This is a genomic window from Kordia sp., from assembly GCF_965283645.1.
Classification (GTDB): domain Bacteria; phylum Bacteroidota; class Bacteroidia; order Flavobacteriales; family Flavobacteriaceae; genus Kordia.
This window is the reverse complement of sequence record NZ_CBDIPG010000001.1, coordinates 3,209,589-3,229,019: the sequence shown is the minus strand read 5'-3', so window position 1 is coordinate 3,229,019 and position 19,431 is coordinate 3,209,589. Positions and strand designations below refer to the sequence as shown.

Sequence of the window (19,431 nt, the reverse complement as noted above, 5' to 3'; positions counted from 1 at the left end):
TTATACGTTCCAATTAAGGTTTAACGCATCACAATTGGCACATGAAGTATATTCAAGAATGTTAAGTTGATATGCACAACGATTACATTTTTTGTGTTCTATATTGATGTGAGTCATCACAAATTTTGCGTTTCTAAGCGTTATTCTATGCAACTTTCGCATTTCTTTAATTGCTTCCAAGCCAGAAACGTTTAGTGCTTCCAATAACAATTTCTTTTCAGCTAAAGAGAAATTAGGAATTTCAAACACTTCATTTGGACTACATTTTCTACAACTAATTTTCATAATCAACCGTTTATAACCATTGCAATATGCGGAATTCCATCTTCCAAATACTCCTCACCTATTTGTGAAAAACCATGCGATTCGTAAAATTTTTTCAAATACGTTTGTGCAGAAATTTTAATGTTTTTAGTATTATAATGTCTGTCAATAGCCACTATAGAAGCTTTTATAATGGTATGGCCATACCCAAAGGCACGCGCATATTCTGAAACCACTACTCTACCAATACTTGCAGCATCGAAATAATCGCCTGCATCAAAAAGTCGAGTGTACGCAACAACTTTTCCAGCGGCATCACTTCCAATTACATGCAGTGCTTTTTTATCTTTTCCGTCCAAATCTTGGTACACACAATCTTGTTCTACTACAAATACTTCACTTCGCAATTGTAGTACATCATACAATTCATCAATTGTAAACTCATTAAAAGTCTTTACGCTTACTGTCAACATCTTATAAAAAATATTCGAACATTTTACAAAATAAATTGTAATATGTTTTGATTAATATGTAATATGTTTTATATTTGCTTCGTTATTTATTCATAAAAGCTATAAAACAATACAAGTATAGCTGAAAAATATGGATTATTTAATTTCTATGAGAAAATATTCAAACATTTGATTGAATATTGAAAGGAATGACAATAAGTTTTAATCGTACAGAAAAGAAGTGCTGTTATTAGAAAAGCGGAAACAGTTTATTCAAAATATATCCAAACGATTAAAATTTAAAAGATGAAACAAAACATCAAAAACACATTGTACCGATTTGTGACAATGCGAGCTCCAAAACTTATTGGAGACGAAGAAAAAGAAGTAGGATTTGTTCAGTATCCTGATTTTGCACCAAGTGCTTTTATTGCTCCTGCTTCTCAGGCAACAACAGAGACGGAACGCAAACAAGCCATTGCAACTGCAGTTGATTCATATGGTGTACACTTTAATACCGTTGAGGAATTAAAAACAGATTTGGCTGCCTTTTATGAATTTGTAAAATGGTTAAGTGCAAACAAAAAAACGTTGACGGTAGCAGCAGCTGATGCTAAAATTGCAACTGGCCCTTTTACTTATGATATTATTGAAATTTGGGACGATTTACATTATAACATCCTTACCAACGGTGATCCGTATTTACGAGACTTATTACTTTCATTTATAGTTGCTAGTTCTTTTATCAATACTGCAGCTAACGTAGATGCTACTGATGAAATGTATAGAAAGTTAGCAAACGCAAAAGTAATTATAGATAAATCTTTATTTACAAATGAAGTTGCTACTGCTGCTACAGACAAATATGTACCTATTTCTGAAAATAGTTTAAAAAGAGAAATGGATGCATTTATGGCTCAAGATCGTATCAAAGAGCTTAAAAAAATTGGTGGAGAAATAGAAAAAGCATCAAAAAAATTCAAAAGAGAAAATCAAGTAGCAAAAGATGCATATCAAAAAACATATGATAAAGATGTTAAAGATGCATACGATGCTGCAACCATTGTAGAGCGTGTCGTTACAGATCCTGACTCTGGTGAAACTTCTGTAGTGAAAGAATATAGTGGGTTAGTTATTCCTACCTATGCTTTTCCTAAAGTAGATCAGTTAGATAAAAATATTTTAGCTAGTAGATTAAGTGGTGAAGTTGTTAATTATATCACAGCTGTTGAAACAGAACATGGAATTACCACCTTAGATGAGGTAAGCGCTGTTATTTCTGATGAAATTCAAACAAATACAGCAACGGCTTTTAATAATATTGATTTTGGAAGCACGCAAGTAGTTACAGGTGGTGTTTCTGTCCCAGTTTCTAACCCTTCATCAAATCCTTTTAACTTTAGAGTTTGTTCACGTCCTATAGCGGGAAGTACTAACTATGCTGTGGCAATGATGTTAAGTATGCCAAATGCATCGTATAGTGTTGCAAGTATGATCTATAATATAGAATTTGCGAATGCATCAAACAACACAAACGGATACTTTGAAGAAACTAAAACAGCAAATTCAATTATGTTGAGCTTGTACAATGGCGGAATCAACTTAGACAATCCTACCACTGAATTTTCTGGAACAATTACATTTACAAATGGAGATTCATACGATTTTATCATTACAAATTTTGTAAAAGAAAAATGCTTTACAGGAAAAATTACGCCTTCTAGTGTTGGCGGTGGCACAACTACAGAACCACCTGTAGCATACGGTATTCAACGTTTAGGAATTGCCGATTACCGTAAAATAGAGCAAGAAGTTTGTTGTTATGTGCCTGGAGAAGTTTCTCATATTGAAAACATCATGGCACGTGAGCACAAATTGAAAAGTGTAACACGTACACGTCGTCAGGAAACTACAGATACTTTTTCTAGCGAAAGCGAACGAGAAAACCTTACAGAAACTACCTCAACAGATCGTTTTGAAATGAATCAGGAAATTGCTTCTATGAATTCTCAAGATCAATCTGTAAATGCAAGTGCTGGAGTTCGTTGGGGAGGTGATAATTTTGGTGGAAATGCTAATGCTAGTTTTGCAAATAACACATCTTCTGAAGATTCAGAAAACCAAGCAATTTCACATGCAAAAGAATTAACCGAAAGAGCATTGGATAGAGTTGTTCAAAAAGTACGTGAAGAGCGTGTGACAAAAGTTGTTGAAGAATACGAAGAAAATACGTCTCACGGATTCGATAACCGTAAAGGAGACAAACATATTTCGGGTGTGTATCGTTGGGTAGATAAAGTGTACAGAAATCAAATTCTAAACTACGGAAAACGATTGATGTATGAATTCATGGTTCCTGAACCTGCTTCTTTCCACGACTTAGCCATTCAATTAAAAAATGACACGGAAATCTTAATAAAACCAGTAGATCCAAGAACAGCTTCTGGTAGCTTAAATATGAAAGATTACACAGAAGTTGATGAATATACTTATAAACACTGGGCAGCAATTTACAATGCCGAAGTAAATGCAATGCCATCAAACAGTATCTCTGTATCAAAATCTCACAGTAAAGATGATATGGCTATCAATGATGGAAGATGGGCACATGCTGGACATGAAAGTGTGGAAATTCCAGAAAATTATTACGCTTTCAAATATAGCGGATATTTCTCTGCGGAACATGGATACCATGATGGTTCTACGTATATGAGAGCAGATGTCACTGTTGGTGGTAATAAACATACATTAGCCACTGGAAATGATATTACTGTGACTGGAACTTACGTAGCAAATACAATTATAAACTCTTTAGATTTTGCGGTAACTTCTTGGGATATGGGAGCCTATGCTTTTAACTTACGTGTAGACTGTAAATTAATGCCTGAAGTAAAACAAGCATGGCAAATAGAAACGTTTAATACTATTATTGAAGCTTACGAACAACGTTTAGCTGAGTTTGAAGAAAAGTATGCTGCACAAAAAGAACAGCAAACGAAGTTCTTAGAGATAAACCCAGGATTCTACAGAGAAATCGAAAGAACTGTATTGCGTAAAAACTGTATTTCATACTTACTAGGACAAGAAAATGTTGGACAAGATTTGGTAGATAACAGAGGTACGCTTTCTGCTATCATTCCTCAATATACAAATGCCGCTTTAAACAGTTATGCCGCAAAAGTAAAATTCTTTGAGCAAGCTTTTGAATGGGATATTATGAGTTATAATTTCTATCCGTTCTATTGGGCAACTAAAGAAAAATGGGAAGATTTATACCAAGTTCAAAACAATGATCCATTATTCAAAGCTTTTTTACAAAGTGGAATGGCGCGTGTAATTATTACCGTTCGTCCAGGATTTGAAAAAATGGTTAATTGGTATATAGCAACAGGACAAGTTTGGAATGGTGGGCAAGTACCAACACTTAACGATGATGAGTTTGTATCAATTATACAAGAATTAGATAATCCGGAAAGTATTGTTGAAGAAACGTGGGAATCACGTGTACCAACTTCATTAACCGTAATTCAGGCAGGTGCTATTGGTTTAGATGTAGAAGGATTGCCATGTGATACGGATTGTGACGATTGGTTACAATTTAATTCTGACGGAGATCCTGTATTAGATGATGATGGAAACCAAGTATCTACCAACCCAATTGTTCCAAATGAAGATCTTATTGGTGGTGGCGAAGGTGTTGGAAGCGAAACGGTGAATCCAATCATAGTACAATAGCCTTTAATTAATCATAGATTTTTATTGAAAAAGTGAGTCCCGAACTAGGTTCGGGACAACTTTTCTAGTGTCAAATTTTGACAGGAATCTAAATACAAATATTTAAAAAAATAAAATCATGTATGCATACGAATACGGATTAAAGAATTTTAATGAGATATACAGACCTTATGATCGTATTACGCTTTTTAATGATGATATTAAAATTGAAGATGATACTATAGGAGGAGTTGAAGGAGTAGGAATATATGTAAAAGTAAAGCTTGATGACAATATAACTACTGCTTCAGTAGTATATGGTGAAAACTATCAACAATATTCAACTAGTTTTTTTGAAGAATATCTTGCAAAAATTAATGGAGTAACGATTACTGAACATACTCGAACTATCAATGGATTACCAAATCAAATAGATAGACCAATAGCTATTTACAATGAAGAATATTATGCACATATTTTAGATGCTGATGAGCTTCAACCAGTAGTATTTACCATTAATAAACCTCAAAAAATTACACCTTTTGAAGAAACTAGAAAAAAAGTTTTAGCACCTATTCTTTTCGATTTAGATGAATTATTAGCGGAGGAAAATATTTCTATCATTATTATGATATCAAATGATGGTTTCAAATTAGAACAAGCGTTTAATAAATTACACACACCTTTAGAAAATGAAATTGTCATTTTTATAGAAAATAACTTAGGTTCAAATCTCTTTGGAACAGTATTTAGAGCTCGTTTTGGAAATAATATACAAGTTGAAAAACTAAAACATGATCATTACAGTACTTTGACATACTTATGCAAACTTTATAGTGTGTCTATCACTACCAAACAATTTGAAGAAGTAATTGCAGAAAGCTTTGAAGATAGAAACTACTACCATGTTAATAAACAACTTGGGGTTTTTAGTAGAATACCTGAATGGTCAATGGATTTAACAGCTCAAGGACTTGATAAACTTACACAATTAATTCATGTAAATCTAAGATCTAATGATATTAACACATGGAAAGCACATGATAATATGGGGAAAGAAAATCCAAATTTTGATCCTTTCCTATACGGTTATGATGAGATTAAAAGGATGGAAGCCACTAATGAAAAAGCTTTAAAAGATCTCACAGCTGATATCATGTTGAGTAAATTCAATGAAGACATAACAAAACTAGAGTTAGAATTAGATAATTGTATTGATAAACTTCAAATTAAACAATTAAAATCAAAAGCTAAGGCTAAGTTAAAAGGTGTTTATGATTCATTAACTCAAACAAAAATTCATGTAAAAGAAGTAACTGAAACTGCTTTAAACAAATTAAAAGATAAATACATACTAGTAGCAGTTGTAAAAAAAATATATCTGCATTTAAACGCATATATCATTGGATTACATAATAGCCTTGTAGATTTTGTTACTGGAATTATACAACTAATAAGCATGTTATTAAAAGGGATGGCTGCATATGAAAGGGTAAAAAGAAGTTTAAAAAACAATACTTCTCAAACATTTAGTATGTTTTTTGAATTATATGAAAACTTTTTAGAAGTAGTATACAATTTATTCTCTTTAAAAAATATAACAGCTTTTATTGCATGGAGTAACAAACAAGCTCTTACAGTTATTGCTAATATTTTATATCCTGAAAAAGTAAAAAACAAAACCAAATCTTATTTAACTAGTATTTCCGTAGAGCAATACGGATATGCAACTGGATATTTAACAGGTTTTATTATTAGTGAAGTTTTATTTACACTGGTAACAGGTGGTGCTAGTACCATTCAAACAGCAACTCGTGCAACATTTAAAGGGTATTATGATTTATTACGAGGTATAATAAAAGCTCCAGTTACTGTAACAAAAGGAATTATTAAAGTTGGTAAATTTTCTATTAATCTTATTACGAGATTATTTAAAAATCTAAAAAAGGTAGCCAAACAACTTCCTGAATTACTTAAAAAACTAGACAATTGGATTGATGACCTTTTAAAAGCTGCTAATAAATACATTGATACTGCTTTTGAAAAACTATTCCCAAGTAAAGCAGCTAGAGATAAAATTACCAATGCAGGACTCAAACCTACAAAAGTAAATGATGCTGGAAATGCCATCACCTTTTGCCCAATAAAATAACATACAATGAGAAAACTATTAAAAATTCTCATGTATGCATGGGAAAAAAGAAGAAAGAAAAGAAAAGAACTGAAGGAATTATTAAATCAAGCTGGTTTAAAGTTGGTAAAAGCTAAAAATACTTCTATCACTTTAGCATGTATAATTCCAATATCTGATAAACAAGGAAAATATAAAATTGTTGATGAAGCAGATAATAGTATTGTATATAATACAGGACTTACTGAAGATGAAGCTGCTGAACAAATGGCTAGATATATGAATGATGCTACTGAAAGATATCCAAAATTATCTGGTGATGAAGCTTTGAATAAGTATATGGATAATGTAGGTAAATTAAATACATCAAGAAATAAAATTAAGTTAAAATATCCTGAAAAATTAGGAACAATACCAAAAAATGGAGGTGTTACAAAATTAGAACTGATAGACGATTCTGGTACTGTTATTGGTAAAATAATAAGATCAAATAAAAATAGAAAAATAGAATATCGTCTTTTTTATAAAAATAAAAAAATAAATATTTATAGTGAAGTTTCTCTTGCTAATAAGCAATTTGGAAAGACTTACAAATTACCTATAAAAGATGGAGAAGATTTATTATATGTTGATTTTGCTATTCCAAAATCTATTACAGATGAACTTTCAGGTTTAGGTAAAATAATGCTAGATGATGCATTAGCTTTCTTTAAGAAAAATAAAAAATTTGGTAATGTAGACGGTACTATTGATCTTTATATAAAAGATTCAAGATTGTATAAAAATTATGGAGGTGAATCTATTCTATTAAAGCAATTTTGGAAAGCAATGAAACAAAATGGAGGAGATATAGAAAAGTCTGCTTTTTCCACCTTTGGAGGAAAATGGGCTAAAGAAAATGGGTTTACCAAAGTAGTAGTAGAAAATGTAAAACAACAAATTACTCCAGATGAAGTAATAATTAAATTTTTAAAAGAATCTCAATGAAAGCAATAAGTATAAGTAATATAAAAACAGAAAAATTGACACCTTTAGACTTTTATAATAATGTAAAATATAAAATGTTTGGTATTAGTGAAAGTTACAGTACCTTGGTTCCTCTTTATCAAGAATTACTTCGTGAAATATTAGGTTCAAAAGTAGATGAATTGTTTCATGATCATATTTTAACAAATGCAGAAATTTCAAGCATAAAATTTATTTTTGAGCGTGAATTTAATAAAAAACTTATTAAGTATAAATCTTCAGAAAAACCTGCACATAAAGATATTATATGGCAAAATAAAACATATTCATTAGATCTTAGATTTACTAACCCTGAACATAGGTTAATAAATGATTATTTTTTAATTATAAGTATTTGTAAAGAATGTATTTCTGAAAATAAACCAATGTATTTATCAATAGAATAATATTTTTTATATCTCTAAATCTTATAATTATGAACATCTAAAATTTAACTACTTTTAGCTATTCAGAAAGTATATAAGTATGATAAAATAAAGTATTTCAATAAATTACCTAAATTTCTAAAAGAGTTTTTATATGAATATGGAGACTTAATGGTACAAACTACTGATTCAGATAAAACCTTTACAGGAACATTGAATCTAAAAGAAATTTCAAAAAAAAGACTCAAAATAAAATCATATTTAGAAAAACCATCACTTAAAAACAATGTATTAACTTTTCCTATTGGATTTTACCATAATTCTGATGACAACGGAACAATTGAATGCGATCAAAATGGAACAATATATTTGATGGGGGAATTTCCAATTATAGTTTCTAAAGATTTTAAAAATGGAATTGAAAAAATAATCATGGAAGATTATTCAGATACTTTTGAATGGAATCCAATTGATAAAATCTGGGATAAAAAGGAGAATTAGTAAACTATGAAATTAATACATAATAATACTGAAAAATTATATGATGGTTTAGGAGATCCATTATATAAAGAAAAAAAAGAATTTACTATAAAAGGATATCACAAAACATTTAAAATATGGGATTTAGTTAAAAATAAATTTAAAAATTTAAAGGATATATTTTCTGAAGAAGAATTCAATCAAATAGTAATTACTTCATCTAATACGTATAGATCTAAAGAATCAAACTTAGGATTGTATTATATTTTAGATGACAATTATCTCCTAATATTTTCACATGGTGAAAAACAACCTGCTAGATATCAACTATTTCTTGAAGCTGTATACACTTTAGATGAATAACTTTTAACCAAAAACCCCAACTCTAAACAAGTTGGGGTTTTAATATTTTTAAATCTCACAACCTAAACAAATCGAAAAACATTTTGGAACTAAATTACATTGGATTGATAGAAACAGTCAAGAATTTGCAGAATTATATAAAAAATGGTATGATAATCCAATTTTTGCAGTTTTTCACAAGGCTACTTTTAAAAACTCTAGATATAAAATAGTACTTGATGGACCTGCAATCTATTTTTTTCAAGGAATTCATAAATTCGGCGGAAAAATAAAAATTACTGCTTATACAATACAACATGAACTAATACATTTAAAACTATGGTATCAAATGACTAAGGAATTTCCTGAATTAGCTTCTGTTTATAAAAAAATACCAAGGGTGTTAGATGAATTAAATGTTGTAGGTGAAATATTGAAACAAAATGCTCAAAAGGTTGGAAAGTGGAGTATTGATGATATAATGAATGATATTGATGTAATTAATTCTTACAGTCATTAGAAACCTTATTTAAGAAAGTTTTTTGGTAAAGATAATGTTGAAATTAAAGATTTATAAAATGAAACATACAAAAGAAAAAATTAATGAAACCATTAAAAAATTAATGGACGATTTACAAAGGGAATATTATACTTATAAACCAATTACTATTGAATTTATAAGAAATAAAAAAATCTATAATCCAGGTAAACTAATAGAAAATTGTTGGTTAGTAAACGTACCTGTCAATGATGATCAATTTGCAGGAGAATTAGCTTCTATAATTATCTATATTGATGATGATACACTGAAAATAGAAGCTTACTTAGACTGTTCTATGGGAAGACCTATACCATTAAAAGCTATAATAAATGGTAATGGTATTTATGAATTAAAAGAACTTTAACCAAAAACCCCAACTCTAAACAAGTTGGGTTTTTAATATTTTTAAATCTCACAACCTAAACAAACTATGAAATATTTTGGTTTTATAAAAGAACATGAAAATCAACGCTATGCAAAAAGTATTAGTGAATTAATAAGTTCTAATACGCAAGAAAATGCACACAGAAAAGACGTTATCAACTATCTAAAAAAAGGAAAATTATGTGTTCCTTTGATGGGTTTTGTAGAAGATGCTAATGATCCATATTATGATACAGATGATTATAACGATGATGACTTTATAGGGTATCTTTCTATATATACAGATGGGAAATGGTTTTGGCCACAATACATTATAGCCTATATAGAAAAATATCCAACTATCAATATTGATACTAAATTTTTAAATCATGTATTAACTAATATAAGTAAAGATATTAAGTTGTCGGAAGAAGAAATTTTAAAATTAGAAAATACATTTATAAAAAAAGCAGGGTTTAAAAAAATAAAATAATTAAATATTCATAACCTAAAAAAACGCCAACTCTAAACAAGTTGGGTTTTTAATATAAATATCTCTAAATCTTATAGTTATTTAGTTATTAACATTAACTACAAGCAATCTTCGTTACTCTTCGTTGGTGACGTCCACCTTCAAATGCTGTTTCCAGAAAAGTATCCACCATAGCAATAGCTTGTGGAATTGACGTAAAACGTGCAGGAATACTCAAAATATTTGCATCATTATGTTCCCTAGCTAAAGCAACAATCTCTTTGGTCCAACAAAGTGCCGCACGTACCTTTTGATACTTATTAGCCGTCATTGCAGCTCCATTTCCGCTTCCACAAATAATAATTCCAAATTTCACTTTTCCACTTTCCACATCTGAAGCAACTGGATGCACAAAATCTGGGTAATCTACACTATCATTTGTATCTGTTCCATAGTTTTTAACACTATATCCTTTCGCTTCCAAATGTGCTACAATAGCATTTTTATAGTCGGTTCCGGCATGATCATTACCGATGACAATATTTTTCATGTGTTTGTTATTTATTTATTTTTAAAAGGTCACATATATTCGCTATTAATCATTTATTAAATGATAATATTTTTAACATGCTCGTTTCATAAAATAAAGTTGTTGTGTTTGTTGAAAACAAAGGTATGAATAGACTTGTGAACAACCGAAAAAAGTTGTTGTTAATTTCATTTTACAATAACTTAACAGTGAGGTAATTATAACCTAACATCAATTGTTGATATCTAGTAGCTAAAAACTAAGAACAAAATTTTGTTGCTTCAAATAATTTTACAATACAAACGAAAAACTGAGGAAACCTATTTAGTTAGCATTTCTTTTTTGGAAACTTATTAAGAATCGTTTTCTTGATTGTTAACAATAATTCACCAACTTTTTATCAAAAAAAAGCTGTGTATAAACGTTGTTAATAACTGTTGATAACCTAGCTAATGAATCTTACTATGAACACATTACCCTTTTCATAAGTTGTTCATCAAATTCGATAAAAAACAAATCCTATCAAAATCTAAAAAAGTTTTGCTACCTATTCACACGCTATAATAACCATCATTATTTTTTTTAAATTTATAAAAGAAAGAAATATATATATTATTAATGTTTATAACATTTGTATAAAAGTGATCTTTTAAAATTGAAAATAGTGAGGTAAAAACTCAATTTGGTTTGTTATAAAATAGAGCGCTTTCGCAAAAAAAAAAGAAGGTAATCAGTCAATACTATTTGAAACTACTCAGAAAGAAAACATACAAAACGTTCCTAGTACACAAAGTAGCATCCTAAATCCCAATTGGTGAATCAATTTGCTTGTCTATGTATCAAATAGTGCTGAACTACGCTTACAACGCTTCTTTTAATCATTAAATCATTCAACAATTACACAATTCGTAAATGTGATTGTTTGCTTTCAAAATCTTCTAAAATTTGTTGTGTAATTTCAACATCATTTTTATGAACTTTCAACGAAATTCCACCAATAGCATTTGAATAAAAAGGAAAAACACTCAACATCAATTCATTTTCAAACACATACGTAATTCCTTTCTGATCTAACACAATTCGTAAAATTGCATACTCAAAAGGATAGGTAAAAGTCGCTACGGTTACAAAATTGATCATAAAACAAAAAATAAACTATCGCATGGAAAATTTACTCAACTCAAAAATAATAACATCGAGAATCAAGTAATAACTTAAAAGTAAGAAAACTAGTTTAAATAATACGTATCTATAGACGCGTTTTTCAAGGAATCTTTCTGAATATCAACAGCTCGTGTATCTTGTTCCTTCTTTAGTGAAGAGTTAATATAACTACCAAACGAGAAAATACCGATCAAGAAGATCGCTATAAATAATAAAATAACTTTATACACTCGTTTCATAAATAGTAGTTAAAAAATTAACAGTACTTTCTATATAGACGTGATAAAAACAGAAATGTTACATTTTTTTTAAGATTTTTTTAACTTTTTTTAAGAAAATAGATTTTAGGAAGTTAAAATTTTTAAAAAAAAGAACACTTTTTTCTAAGATTCAATTGTCATATCGAGCGCATTCGAGATATCTAAGGAACCACAAACCGCAAAGCGCCTGGTAAAATTGCAGCGGTAAATCCGCCAGTTCCAATCAATTCGCCATCTGCTTGTACAAACACATCCGTTTCTAAAGTTTCAATCGTAACTGTATCTGTTTTAAATGTTTCTACCAACGGATGTTTGGTAATAGATCCGTTAAACAAACCAACTACATTTCGTATCAACTTAAACAACGAAAAATGTTTAGCAACCGAAACATCAAACAAGCCATCAGTAGAATCAACTTCTTTAGTCAACTGCATGCCGCCACCAGAAAACTGACAAATGCCAACAATTGTTAACAATGACTTTGTAGTTATTTTTTTTGCAACACTTTCAATACTAAACTCAGTAGTCTTATAACTTGCCAAACTCAACACGGTAGAAACTAAAAAAGAAACACCGCCTAAAAATTTCAAACGTTCATTTCGTTTCACTACATAGCCATCAAATCCTAGACCGGCTACATTATTAAAAAATACTTTTGTATCCGAATTTAACAATGAAATTATTCCAATATCTTGTAAAACAGTATGTTCAGCTTTAATAATTGCAACTGCTTTTTTAATCTTCTTTGGAATTTTATACGTTTTTACCCAATCGTTTCCAGTTCCTGAAGGAATAACAGCAAGTTTCAATTCATCTTTCGAAACTATTTTTTGTTGCATCAATCCATTTACAATATGATGCAAAGTGCCATCACCACCAACACTTACAAATTTTCGAAAACCTTTTTCCAACGCTTCAATTACCAACTCGTATTCATGTTGAGGTTTGGTGGTAAATTCAAACTCAAACGGAATGTTCTCAGCTTCAAAAGTTGTCGCAATTTGCTTCCATTTTCGCTTTCCAGAAAAACTTCCAGAAGCAGGATTTACAATCAAAAACCATGTATCTTTACACATAAATAACATCAATTTAAAGTGTTGCAAAATACGAATTGAAAAATAGTATTATATTTGCATCAGAATTATTAATACTTCTCTCCTACTCGTTGGTGTTTAAAAAGAAATCGTTAATTTCTAAAAACAGCAACATTCCTGACAGAATTAATTTGTACTTTTCCGAAAGTTAAATCTCGATTATCGAGTAAAATTCCATAAAAAAGCAATTTCGGTATGCTTTTTTCATAACAATAAATAATAATAACAAAAAACCGAAAATATACACGAAATCGTGTAAAATAGAATGATATAATGACAAGAAAGAAAAAAAAGAAATCGCACAATATTCCAAACTTAACAGATGCGATCCTTCAAATATTTAAAAAATCTTCCAACAAAATATTTAATTACAAACAAATAGCTTCTAAGCTTAATATTAATGATACAAGCGGAAGAAATCAAATTATAAAAACGCTTAAAAAATTACAAGCAAAACAGAAAATTGAAGAAATTGAACGTGGAAAATACAAAGTAGTTGGATCTACTGAATATTACACGGGAATTCTTGATATGACCACACGCGGACAAGGTTATATAATTTGTGAAGAATTTGAAGAAGATATTTTTGTACCAAACAACAAACTAAACAGAGCGTTAGATGGTGATGAAGTAGAAATATATGTGTACAAACGTCGAAAAAACAATCGACCAGAAGGTGAAATTACAAACATCATAAAACGTAAAAAAACAGAATTTGTTGGTGTCTTGCAAATGCAGAAGAATTTTGCGTTTGTGGTAGTTTCCAATCAAAAAATGTACACAGACATCTTTGTTCCAAAAAATAAAATAAACAATGCACAAAATGGTGATAAAGTAGTAGTGGAAATTGAAGATTGGCCAGCACGCGCTGATTCTCCTTTCGGAAACATTACACAAGTACTTGGAAAACCAGGAGAACACAATACGGAAATTCATTCCATCTTAGCAGAATACGGATTACCATACAAATTTCCTGAAGAAGTAGAACACTTTGCAAACAAACTAGATATTTCAATTCAAGCAGAAGAAATTAAAAAACGTAGAGACATGCGCGACATTCTTACGTTTACAATTGATCCAAAAGATGCCAAAGATTTTGATGATGCATTATCGTTTCAAATACTCGAAAACGGAAACTACGAAATAGGAATTCATATTGCAGATGTTTCACACTATGTAAAACCCGGAAGCATCTTAGATGAAGAAGCATACGAACGTGCAACTTCTGTATACTTAGTAGACAGAGTAGTACCAATGTTACCAGAAAGACTATCAAATGGTGCGTGTTCATTGCGTCCAAATGAAGAAAAATACACATTCTCAGCTGTCTTTGAAATCAACAAAAAAGCAGTAGTTATAAACGAATGGTTTGGACGTACAGTTACGTATTCAGACAAACGATTTGCGTATGAAGAAGCACAAGTAATCATTGAAACAAAAGGTGATGAAATTCCTGCAGATATTTCACTTACTGGAAAAACATACAAAGTAGACAAAGCAATAGTAGAAGCTACATTAAAACTAGATGAACTTGCAAAAATCATGCGTGGAAAACGTATGCAACAAGGAGCCATATCGTTTGACAAAGTAGAAGTTCGTTTCAACTTAGATGAAAACAGCAATCCGGAAGGTGTATATTTCAAAACCCAAAAAGATGCCAACAAGCTCATTGAAGAATTCATGTTACTAGCAAACAGAAAAGTTGCGGCGTTTATTGGAAAACAAGAACCTACAAAAACATTTATATATCGTATTCACGATGAACCAGACACAGAAAAACTGGGAAATCTGCAAAATATAATCTCTCGATTTGGATATTCATTAAATCTAAAATCAAGAAAAACAACGACAAATTCTTTAAACAAATTATTAGAAGATGTCAAAGGAAAAGGTGAGCAAAATATGATCGATACGCTTGCCATTCGAAGCATGAGCAAAGCAAAATATACCACAAACAACATTGGTCATTATGGTTTAGCATTTGATTACTATTCGCACTTTACATCACCAATTCGTCGTTATCCAGACGTGATGGTTCACAGATTATTACAACACTATTTAGATGGTGGAAAATCGGCAAATGCAGAAGAATACGAAGTAAAATGTGAACATTCGTCAAGTATGGAAGGTTTAGCCGCAAGTGCAGAACGTGATTCTACAAAATACATGCAAATAAAATTTATGCAAGATCATAAAGATGAAGAATTTGTAGGTGTCATTTCGGGTGTAACCGAATGGGGAATTTACGTTGAAATTATTTCCAACAAATGTGAAGGAATGGTCCGTATTCGCGAAATAAAAGACGATTATTACAACTTTGACGAAAAGCAATATGCGTTGGTTGGTGAAGTTACCAAAAACATATATCAACTTGGAGATGAAGTAGTTGTAAAAGTAAAAAATACAGACTTAGTCAAACGTCACCTAGATTTCGATCTTATCGGAAAACGTGTTGAGGTAGAAGCTTAGTATTTGTGCGTTCCCTCCAAAAAAAATGGAGGTCAGGCTTTCGGTAGTCGCTTTTTTAAAAAAGAGCTCCGACAAAACCTCAATCCTTAACGCGAAAAACAGTATTGAGAAGTTAGTATTGTGTATTGAGAATATCAATTACACCAAACGTCATTTCGAGTGAATTTGTATCACAAATTTGTATCGAGAAATGCTATAAAACACAAAAAGTTCATTTCAATTTCCGAAGTGAACTTTTTTTATGCGTAACATTTATCAAAAAATGATACTAACTAAATAGAAACATAAAAGTCATACTAAAAACACAACCATTATGCTATTTACAACAACAGATAATTTTCAAAATAAAGAAATAACCGAATACTTAGGTTTAGTTACTGGAATGACCTACAATGTAAACTACAGTTACAAAGGTGTATCATTTAAAGACATGTTTAACATGAAAAAATACTATGCTCAAATAGAACTTGCTATTGAAGCGGTAAAAGAAGCAACTTTTCAAAAACTAAGCGACAATGCCGAAAAATTAAACGCAGATGCGGTTGTAGGAATTAACGTTGATATGGAAATAAGTGCAGGTGGCGCTGTATTGGTAAGTATCACGGGAACGGCAGTAAAAACGCAGTCTAAGCGCAATTCTTAAAATTTAAAAAGTAAGGTAAAACCATAAATAATATTGTAAGAATTATTTTATAATTGTATTCTTAAAGTAAGAAATACTATTTATGAGGACAATTTTTAAATTTTTTTATATCTTTTTTTTACTATTATCCTGTAATAATGATGATCTTAATAATACAAAAGATATTATAGCAGAACTGCCACAAAAAGTGTAAATCAAAAAAGGGAATGAAGTTTCTAAAGCTGCTATTGATTATATCAAGCTAAAAACCAATAATACGTTTACCATAACAAATCGAAAAAATACAGTAAAACTAGCTACCGATTCGTTTTTTTCTAAAAATACAGCATTAGGAATCATTGATACAAATAAAGAAATAGCAGTCATCAATGAAAACAATACAAAACATACATTCAAAATAATTGACCCAAATGATGCCAACTCAGTCATCAATTTGATTATTGTAGAAACTGAAGACACAGTTTATGAATATTTTCTAAAATATACATTAAGTACTGGAGTTTCTATGTACAATTCAGAAGGAAATATAGACTTTTCACAATTTAATGGACGCATTGAAACCTTCAATAGTGCAGGAAATTTAATTGGTGACGTATTCATTGGTGACGGAAATATTACCAACCAAATGGGACAACTAGCACCATGTCCTGATGATCCTGTAGATGATCCCACTAATACCAACGATGCGCCTACAAATGATAACACTACAAGTAGTTCAAGTACTAGTGCAGGAGTTCCTGGTAGTGATACTAGTGGTACAAATGCTCCAAATGATAACACGGGAAACGGTGGTTTCTTTGCAAGTTCAGATACTGATGACTGCGGTTTAAGATGGAGTTATGCGCAATGTGGTTGTGGTGGAACAGCCAACGGACATTCTCCTTCAGGTCCAAGTTGTTGTGAAGGAAGTCCATTAACAATAACAGATTGTAATGGAAATGTCCTAGCACAACGGAATAATTCAGATGTCACTACAATGCTAAAAAGAAATCCTATAGATCCATGCGATGATGGTGATGTTGGTGTGATTTTAAAAGATGATGATTGTGATACATCAAAAGAAGACTTAAAAAAAGTATTTCCAAACATGTCAGATGCTGATGCAAAGCTATTAGCTAAACTTATCAATGAAAAAGGCACAGATTTTGGTATTGATACCAAAGAAAAACTATGGCATTTCTTAGCACAAGCTGGGCATGAAACAGGCGGGTTTAATAATGGAATAGGAAGAGAAGAAAGTTTACATTACACAACAAAAAGCAGACTAATAAAGGTCTTTACAAGTTCTTTTTCAAATACTGATAGTATAACTAGAAGAATTCCTGATAGTACATATTTAGGTAATTCATCAAAAGTAGCAAATTATGTATATGCCGATAAATTAGGAAATGGAAATGAAGCAAGTGGTGAAGGTTATAAGTATAGAGGTAGAGGCATTTTTCAATTGACAGGAAAATACAATTACAATAAATTTAAAACTTGGTATAATGATAAATATGATCCAGATAAAGATTTTGTTACGAATCCAGAATTACTAAAAAGTAATGATACAATGGCAGTTTTAAGTGCAATGTGGTATTATAAAAAAAGAGTTCTTGATAAAATAACTATAGATTCAACAACGACTGTAAAAAAAATAACAAAAAAGATAAATGGCAGAGGACTTGCAGGTATAAAAGATCGAAGAAAAAGATTTAAAAAAGCAAAAGATTCCATAACTTGTATAGAATAAAAATTATGAAAAATATAATAATATTATTTACTCTAGTACTTACACTAGGATGTAAAGCACAACAAGCACAACCAAATATTCACACGGAAATAATAAGCACTTGGGTTTCAGAAGAAGACCCAAAAATTAAATTAGTTTTTAATACTAATGGGCAATGTGTGGAATACTATGATTCGGTTCTATCAGGAACTTTTAGTTATACTATTTCTCATGAATGTGGAGAAGAATCAAATACAAATACTTGGTTTTTAAAGATGATAGATAGTGAAGACTTAGATACGTATTGTTATGAACTATATGGAGCAAATTATGATAATAATAATACACTTTCTATGAGATTTATGGGGAATGGAAAAATATTTGTCTACAACAAAGTAAACTAGTAGCGTTTTGAAACATCTAAAACCAATACTATTTACCATCTTTTTCTTTTCATGTGTATATGCATGCAAAGGACAAACACCATTACAATTACAACAAACTTATAATATAGAAGTTATAGGCACTTGGGAATCAGAAGGTGAATCAGGTCATAAATTGGAATTTTTATCTAATGGGAGATTAAAAATCTATTCTGATAATGAATCAATTGATACAATTAACTATTCAGTTGTAATTTCTTGTAACGGAAATATGTTTTTAAGATTTGAAGATGAGGATAGTGATATAGGGTGTGATATTATTAATGCTATAAATAATGAAAATAGTAATATTTTGCCAATTACTACCGAACAAGGTAAATTGCAAGGTTACACCAAAGTAAATTAACTATTCATGATAAAATATATATTTTTAATACTGTTTTCACTAACATCTACGTACGTCTCTAGTCAAAAACTAGAAACGTTGCCAAAGGATGAAAAAACAGTCTACATATACTTTTCGTCAAATGATAACCATACGAGAAAAACAAAAACATCTAGTGCTAAAGGTAAAATGAAGCAGACAATGTATTACTATAGTTTTAGTAATATTCCTGAAACAGATTGTAATCGAAGGCAATCAGATTTCTGGATTACAACTAGTAATTACAAGAATTTTGATGCTATGTTTGCAAACAAAAAAATGCCTACTTTTGAAGTAAATGAACAATTTTTACAAGAGAATAAAAATAGTATTATTGACAGAGCGTATATGGATCGTGTAGGTCCTAAAAAAACGCTAGAATTATTAAGAAAATCACAACATATTTTTATAATTGATGAAAACGAAAAACTTGGAAATAGATATATAGCAAACCAAGGAATTGTTGGTTTTATATATGAAGAATAATATAAAAAGTATTGACAAATTAATTATAAAGCCCAATTTTTTAATTATTAGGGCTTTTTTTACGGCCATTATTTTTTAAAATCATATAGAATTCAGTAAAATCTCAATAAAAACTGTA

At 30.2% G+C, this 19,431-nt stretch carries 20 protein-coding genes; 15 read left to right on the top strand and 5 right to left on the bottom strand.

The window, feature by feature from the left end:
• Together ACQ654_RS14220 and ACQ654_RS14215 are read right to left on the bottom strand one after the other, a co-directional pair.
• Complete coding sequence (locus ACQ654_RS14220) at window positions 1–285, bottom strand: hypothetical protein (protein ID WP_430411006.1); 285 nt, start codon at window positions 283–285, stop codon at window positions 1–3.
• Between the two features lie 2 nt (window positions 286–287).
• Window positions 288–737 carry a GNAT family N-acetyltransferase gene (locus ACQ654_RS14215; protein WP_430411005.1) on the bottom strand — a complete coding sequence of 150 codons (450 nt, stop codon included), beginning with the start codon at window positions 735–737 and terminating at the stop codon, window positions 288–290.
• A gap of 285 nt (window positions 738–1,022) precedes the next feature.
• Here ACQ654_RS14215 and ACQ654_RS14210 point away from each other — a divergent pair, with 285 nt between their 5' ends.
• From ACQ654_RS14210 to ACQ654_RS14170, 9 genes are all read left to right on the top strand, one after another.
• A complete protein-coding gene (locus ACQ654_RS14210; protein WP_430411004.1) occupies window positions 1,023–4,451 on the top strand; it encodes a hypothetical protein in 3,429 nt (1,142 codons plus the stop codon).
• Between the two features lie 118 nt (window positions 4,452–4,569).
• Entirely contained in the window at window positions 4,570–6,582 is a 2,013-nt protein-coding gene (locus ACQ654_RS14205; RefSeq protein WP_430411003.1) for a hypothetical protein, read from the top strand.
• A gap of 6 nt (window positions 6,583–6,588) precedes the next feature.
• Window positions 6,589–7,548 carry a hypothetical protein gene (locus ACQ654_RS14200; protein ID WP_430411002.1) on the top strand — a complete coding sequence of 320 codons (960 nt, stop codon included), beginning with the start codon at window positions 6,589–6,591 and terminating at the stop codon, window positions 7,546–7,548.
• The gene (locus ACQ654_RS14195; protein ID WP_430411001.1) at window positions 7,545–7,973 is read left to right on the top strand and encodes a hypothetical protein; all 429 of its coding nucleotides are present in this window, start codon (window positions 7,545–7,547) and stop codon (window positions 7,971–7,973) included. Before ACQ654_RS14200 ends, ACQ654_RS14195 begins: the two co-directional genes overlap by 4 nt.
• 150 nt (window positions 7,974–8,123) lie before the next feature.
• Entirely contained in the window at window positions 8,124–8,453 is a 330-nt protein-coding gene (locus tag ACQ654_RS14190; protein WP_430411000.1) for a hypothetical protein, read from the top strand.
• Between the two features lie 6 nt (window positions 8,454–8,459).
• Complete coding sequence (locus tag ACQ654_RS14185; RefSeq protein WP_430410999.1) at window positions 8,460–8,795, top strand: hypothetical protein; 336 nt, start codon at window positions 8,460–8,462, stop codon at window positions 8,793–8,795.
• A 328-nt stretch (window positions 8,796–9,123) separates the two neighbouring features.
• Entirely contained in the window at window positions 9,124–9,294 is a 171-nt protein-coding gene (locus tag ACQ654_RS14180; RefSeq protein WP_430410998.1) for a hypothetical protein, read from the top strand.
• A 58-nt stretch (window positions 9,295–9,352) separates the two neighbouring features.
• Window positions 9,353–9,679, top strand: a complete 327-nt coding sequence (locus ACQ654_RS14175; RefSeq protein WP_430410997.1) for a hypothetical protein — start codon at window positions 9,353–9,355, stop codon at window positions 9,677–9,679.
• 66 nt (window positions 9,680–9,745) lie between these two features.
• Complete coding sequence (locus tag ACQ654_RS14170) at window positions 9,746–10,171, top strand: hypothetical protein (RefSeq protein ID WP_430410996.1); 426 nt, start codon at window positions 9,746–9,748, stop codon at window positions 10,169–10,171.
• Window positions 10,172–10,265: 94 nt separating this feature from the next.
• Here ACQ654_RS14170 and rpiB read toward each other — a convergent pair whose 3' ends face one another.
• From rpiB to ACQ654_RS14155, 3 genes are all read right to left on the bottom strand, one after another.
• A complete protein-coding gene (rpiB, locus tag ACQ654_RS14165; RefSeq protein ID WP_430410995.1) occupies window positions 10,266–10,700 on the bottom strand; it encodes a ribose 5-phosphate isomerase B in 435 nt (144 codons plus the stop codon).
• A gap of 876 nt (window positions 10,701–11,576) precedes the next feature.
• A complete protein-coding gene (locus tag ACQ654_RS14160; RefSeq protein ID WP_430410994.1) occupies window positions 11,577–11,819 on the bottom strand; it encodes a DUF2007 domain-containing protein in 243 nt (80 codons plus the stop codon).
• A 445-nt stretch (window positions 11,820–12,264) separates the two neighbouring features.
• A complete protein-coding gene (locus ACQ654_RS14155; protein ID WP_430410993.1) occupies window positions 12,265–13,179 on the bottom strand; it encodes a diacylglycerol/lipid kinase family protein in 915 nt (304 codons plus the stop codon).
• Between the two features lie 291 nt (window positions 13,180–13,470).
• Here ACQ654_RS14155 and rnr point away from each other — a divergent pair, with 291 nt between their 5' ends.
• The 6 genes from rnr (at window position 13,471) to ACQ654_RS14125 (ending at window position 19,313) form a co-directional block, all read left to right on the top strand.
• Window positions 13,471–15,666 (top strand): ribonuclease R, encoded by a 2,196-nt coding sequence (gene rnr / locus ACQ654_RS14150; protein WP_430410992.1) that lies wholly within the window; start codon window positions 13,471–13,473, stop codon window positions 15,664–15,666.
• A 313-nt stretch (window positions 15,667–15,979) separates the two neighbouring features.
• Window positions 15,980–16,309 (top strand): YbjQ family protein, encoded by a 330-nt coding sequence (locus ACQ654_RS14145; protein ID WP_430410991.1) that lies wholly within the window; start codon window positions 15,980–15,982, stop codon window positions 16,307–16,309.
• A gap of 433 nt (window positions 16,310–16,742) precedes the next feature.
• Window positions 16,743–18,041 carry a glycoside hydrolase family 19 protein gene (locus ACQ654_RS14140; protein WP_430410990.1) on the top strand — a complete coding sequence of 433 codons (1,299 nt, stop codon included), beginning with the start codon at window positions 16,743–16,745 and terminating at the stop codon, window positions 18,039–18,041.
• A gap of 5 nt (window positions 18,042–18,046) precedes the next feature.
• Entirely contained in the window at window positions 18,047–18,424 is a 378-nt protein-coding gene (locus ACQ654_RS14135; protein ID WP_430410989.1) for a hypothetical protein, read from the top strand.
• Between the two features lie 7 nt (window positions 18,425–18,431).
• A complete protein-coding gene (locus tag ACQ654_RS14130) occupies window positions 18,432–18,809 on the top strand; it encodes a hypothetical protein (RefSeq protein WP_430410988.1) in 378 nt (125 codons plus the stop codon).
• Window positions 18,810–18,815: 6 nt separating this feature from the next.
• Entirely contained in the window at window positions 18,816–19,313 is a 498-nt protein-coding gene (locus ACQ654_RS14125; RefSeq protein WP_430410987.1) for a hypothetical protein, read from the top strand.
• The last annotated feature ends 118 nt before the right edge of the window (window positions 19,314–19,431 follow it).